The sequence below is a fragment of the Sandarakinorhabdus oryzae genome (assembly GCF_009733735.1).
Lineage (GTDB): Bacteria > Pseudomonadota > Alphaproteobacteria > Sphingomonadales > Sphingomonadaceae > Sandarakinorhabdus > Sandarakinorhabdus oryzae.
The window spans coordinates 1-2,678 of sequence record NZ_WNJP01000263.1; the positions used below are offsets into that span (position 1 = coordinate 1).

5 protein-coding genes are annotated in these 2,678 nt (G+C 70.4%); all 5 read left to right on the plus strand.

Annotated elements, in window-relative coordinates; translation table 11 throughout:
- Nucleotides 1-166 precede the first annotated feature (166 nt).
- The gene (locus GJ693_RS15310; RefSeq protein ID WP_156257110.1) at nt 167-1,372 is read left to right on the plus strand and encodes a type II secretion system F family protein; all 1,206 of its coding nucleotides are present in this window, start codon (nt 167-169) and stop codon (nt 1,370-1,372) included.
- Complete coding sequence (gene gspG / locus GJ693_RS15315) at nt 1,369-1,806, plus strand: type II secretion system major pseudopilin GspG (protein ID WP_156257111.1); 438 nt, start codon at nt 1,369-1,371, stop codon at nt 1,804-1,806. The genes GJ693_RS15310 and gspG overlap by 4 nt, the downstream gene beginning before the upstream one ends.
- Nucleotides 1,781-2,149: a prepilin-type N-terminal cleavage/methylation domain-containing protein gene (locus GJ693_RS15320; RefSeq protein ID WP_197042260.1), complete on the plus strand. Its 369-nt coding sequence runs from the start codon at nt 1,781-1,783 to the stop codon at nt 2,147-2,149. Before gspG ends, GJ693_RS15320 begins: the two co-directional genes overlap by 26 nt.
- Nucleotides 2,139-2,492: a type II secretion system minor pseudopilin GspI gene (gene gspI, locus GJ693_RS15325; protein ID WP_197042261.1), complete on the plus strand. Its 354-nt coding sequence runs from the start codon at nt 2,139-2,141 to the stop codon at nt 2,490-2,492. The genes GJ693_RS15320 and gspI overlap by 11 nt, the downstream gene beginning before the upstream one ends.
- A partial coding sequence (locus GJ693_RS15330; RefSeq protein ID WP_156257114.1) for a prepilin-type N-terminal cleavage/methylation domain-containing protein occupies nt 2,489-2,678 on the plus strand: 190 nt, incomplete at its 3' end. The genes gspI and GJ693_RS15330, both read left to right, overlap by 4 nt.

The following is a 2,678-nucleotide window of genomic DNA, read 5'->3' on the forward strand; positions in this document are numbered from 1 at the left end:
AACGACGGCGCGACCGCCGCCGATCTGGCCGAGGCCGCCGGCAGCAGTGGAGGGGTTGCTGCCTCCGGCAGCGGGGGCCTCGCCGCCATCGCCGCGCGCGCCGTGAGCGACGGTTTGACGACGCCCGCCGAAGCCCTGCGCGTCATTGGCGGGACGGAGCCGGTTGATGGCTGAGTTTCGCTACGAAGCGCTCGATATCGAAGGCAAGTCGCGTGCCGGCCGCATCAGCGCGCCCAGCCCGGAAGCCGCCCGCGCCGAGCTGCTCGACAAGCGGCTGTTTGCCACAAGGCTCGACCCCTTGACCGCGGCCGAGCCAGTGCTGGCCGGCGGCGGTGCACGGCTGAAGCCGGCGGCGCTGTCGCTGTTCACCCGCCAACTTGCCACGCTGGCCGCCGTCACCCCTCTGGAAGAGGCGCTGCGCACCATTGTCAGGCAGACGGAAGCCCCAAAGGCCCGTGTCGTGCTCACCACCGTGCATGGCGCGGTTGTCGAGGGCCGCCGCCTGTCGGACGCGATGGCGCTGGAGGGAGCCAGTTTCCCGCCGCTCTATCGCGCCATGATCGCGGCCGGCGAAGGCGCCGGCACGCTGCCGCAGATCCTCGAACGCCTCGCCGCCCTGCTCGACCGGCAAGCCGAACTCAAGGGCCGGGTGCAGGCGGCGCTGGCCTATCCGGCGGCGCTGGCGGCCGTGGCGACGCTGGCAGTGGCGGCGCTGATGATCTTCGTGGTGCCGCGCATCGCCGAACAGTTCGTGGATATCGGCCAGACGCTGCCGCTGCTCACCCGCATCGTCATGGCCATCTCCGGCGTGCTGGCGGCGGGATGGTGGGCAATCCTGCTGATCCTGGCCGGCGGTGCGCTGATTGCCCACCGCGCCTTGCAGGACGAGGCGCTGCGCCGCCGTTTCGACGCCTGGCTGCTTGCGCTGCCGCTGGTCGGGCGGCTGCTGCGAGACTGGCAGGCCGCCCGGCTGGCCCGCACGCTGGCGATGATGGTGGCCAGCCGGTTGCCGCTGGTCGATGGCCTCAAGCTCACCCTGCCCACCATCGGCAACCGCGAGGTCCGCGCTCGGGTCGCGCGCATGGCCGACGATATCAGCGAGGGCGCCAGCCTGACCAGCGCCATGCGCCGCGCCGCGATCCTGCCGCCGCTGCTGGTCGCGATGGCCGCCGGCGGCGAAAGTGCCGGCCGGCTCGATGTGATGCTGGAAAAGGGCGCCGAGGCCCTGGAACGCGAATATGATGCCCTCACCCGCTCCGCGCTGGCCCTGCTCGAACCGGCGATCATCCTGGCCATGGGCGGGGCGGTGGCGGTGATCGTGCTCTCCATCCTGCTGCCCATCCTGCAACTCGAAAGCCTGGCCCAACCATGAACCGCCGCCACCGTCGCCAGGAAGCTGGCTTCACCCTGATCGAGATGATGGTGGTGATCGTCATCATCGGCATCCTGACCACCGTGGTGGTGCTCAACGTGCTGCCCGATGTCGACAAGGCTGCCATCACCCGCACCCGTGCCGATATCGCCACGCTGGAAACCGCGCTGACCAGCTACAAGGCCGACACGATGCAGTTCCCGACCACCAGCCAGGGTCTTGCCGCGCTGAAGACCGCCCCCACCGACATGGCCCAGCCCGACCGCTATCGCCCCGGCGGTTATGTGCAGCGGCTGCCGAATGATCCCTGGGGCCATGCCTATCAATATGCCAGCCCTGGCCAGCACGGCCCGTTCGACGTCTGGTCGATGGGTCCCGATGGCCAGACCGGACCAGGAGGGGAAGCCGATGACATCGGCAACTGGAACCTCTGAAGCCGGCTTCACGTTGGTCGAACTGGTGGTGGTGATGGTCATCATCGGCATCACCAGCGCGGCGCTGGTGCTCACCCTGCCCGGCCCCGATGCCCGCGTGCGCGGCGCGGCCGAGAAGCTCGCCGCGCAGGCCGCCGCCACGCGCGACATGGCGATCCTGACGGGCAAGAGCACGCTGTTCCAGCCCGCCGTTCCGGACGGGCTGACGCTGACCAGCGATCCCGATGGCCCGATCAGCTTTGATGCCACGGGCCTCGCCACGCCGGCGCAAATCATCATTGTCAGCGGCGATGCCTCGGCCCGCGTCCGCATCGATGCGGCGGGAGGCGTCAATGCGCGCTGAGGCCGGCTTCAGCCTGATCGAGGTGATGGTCGCACTGGCCATCTTCGGCCTGGCCGCAGTGGCACTGATCCGCCTGCAGGGCGTCAGCCTCGCCAGCGCCGCAACCCTGTCTGATCGCCAATATGCCGCCATCGTGGCCCGCAACCAGGCGCTGGAGGCGATGCTGGCCGCCACACCGCCCATGCCGGTCACGGGTCGGGAGCAGGCCGGCAGGCGTCAATGGGCCTGGCGGCAGCAGGTCAGCCCCGGCCCCGACCCCGGCACCCAGCTGATCCGCGTCGACGTGATCGATGATGCCGGCCAGGTCATCGCCCGCGACCAGATGCTGTGGAGCGTGCGATGAGGCAGGCCGGCTTCACCCTCGTCGAGCTCCTGGTCGGCCTGTTCCTGTTTGGCCTCATGGCGGCGGCCGGCACCGCCATGCTGGCAGGCAGCGTGCAGGCCAGCGGCCAGGCCCAGGCGCTGGTGACCGGCAGCGGCGATCTCGTCCGGCTGCGGGCGCTGCTCGTGGCCGATGCCGGGCAGGCGG